This is a genomic window from Pelomonas sp. CA6 (assembly GCF_022549225.1).
Taxonomy (GTDB): domain Bacteria; phylum Pseudomonadota; class Gammaproteobacteria; order Burkholderiales; family Burkholderiaceae_C; genus Roseateles.
Genome location: NZ_JAKZFD010000032.1, coordinates 1 through 1,387, shown reverse-complemented (window position 1 = coordinate 1,387; position 1,387 = coordinate 1). Strand labels below are relative to the sequence as shown.

At 64.0% G+C, this 1,387-nt stretch carries 1 protein-coding gene; it reads right to left on the bottom strand.

Features of this window, described 5'->3' with window-relative positions; genetic code table 11:
• Nucleotides 1-254 precede the first annotated feature (254 nt).
• Entirely contained in the window at nt 255-1,292 is a 1,038-nt protein-coding gene (locus LZ017_RS21730) for an IS110 family transposase (RefSeq protein ID WP_241399022.1), read from the bottom strand.
• Nucleotides 1,293-1,387 lie beyond the last annotated feature (95 nt).

The following is a 1,387-nucleotide window of genomic DNA, read 5'->3' as shown; positions in this document are numbered from 1 at the left end:
CACTTTTGCAAGAGCTGATGGCGGTGTGAAGCGGAGATGGCTTGCGTAAATCTATCCGGCGTCTGAGTGGGGCTCGAAGAGCCCCGCGCCACGATGAGAGTCGCGCCCGGCGGTCCTAAAAAGGGCCTCGGCTTCGAGAGCCGAATTCATGGTCTGGATGCCCGCTGGGCCGAATGGGCCGTTCACGTCATCACTGCTACAGCAGTCGCAAAACCGGTTGGGTGCTGGTTGTAAAGGTTTGAAGCGAATACCGGTCAGGCTGCAGTCGGCTCCGGCCGCAGCTTGCCTGATTCGTAGACGGTGTGCCCGCGGGCCAGGGCCCAGACCATGCGCGCGAGCTTGTTGGCCAGCGCACACGCCACGACGTTCGAATGTCGGCGCGTGAGCAGCAAGCGCACCCAGTCGGCCAGTGGACTGGGGTATTTGTCCAGGCGTTGCATGAAGGCCCGGGCGCACTGCACGAGCAGACGCCGCAGGTTTTTGTCGCCGCGCTTGCTGATGCCCAGCAGCGTGGCCTTGCCGCCGGTGCTGTACTGCCGCGGCACCAGCCCCAGCGACGCCGCGAAGTCGCGGCTGGCGGCGAACTGATGCCCGTCGCCCATCTCGGCTGAGAGCACGCTGGCGGTGATGGGGCCGACGCCCGGCAGTGTCATGAGTCGTTGACCCAGATCGTCCTGGTGGACTTGATGGCTCAGTTGCTTCTCGACCTCAGCGATCTGGCCATCGAGGTACTGGAAGTGCTCATGCAGCCGCTCGAGCACCGAGACCAGCTGCGGCGGCAAGTCTTCATGCTCGGCCAGCAGGGCTGGTAGCCGCTTGATGACGGCAAAGCCGGTGGGCAGGCCGATGCCGAACTCCAGCAGGAAGCCGTGCATCTGGTTGGCGGTCTTGGTGCGGTCGTGGACCAGTGATTCGCGCACGCGGTGCAGCATGGACAGCGTCTGCTGGGCTTCGGTCTTGGGCGGCACGAAGCGCATCGTCGGCCGCGAAGCGGCCTCGCAGATCGCCTCGGCGTCGATGAAGTCGTTCTTGTTGCCCTTCACGAAGGGCCGTACGTACTGCGGCGAGATCAGCTTGACCTCGTGGCCCATGGCAACAAGCTTGCGCGCCAGGTAGTGGGCGCCGGCGCAAGCCTCCATCACGGCCGTACAGGGGTGGAACTTGGCGAAGAACTCGACGAGCTGCTTGCGGTTGAGCTTCCTGCGGAACACCGCCTGGCCCTTGCGGTCCTGTCCGTGCAGGTGAAACGAGTGCTTGCCCAGGTCAATGCCGACCAGCGTCACAGAGTCCATGGTGACCTCCGCCACAAAGAAGAACACCCCGGCAACTTATGTCACCGGGGTGTTCGGGGCAAACACGAGATGGGGGTGACCATCTCATTAGGGCC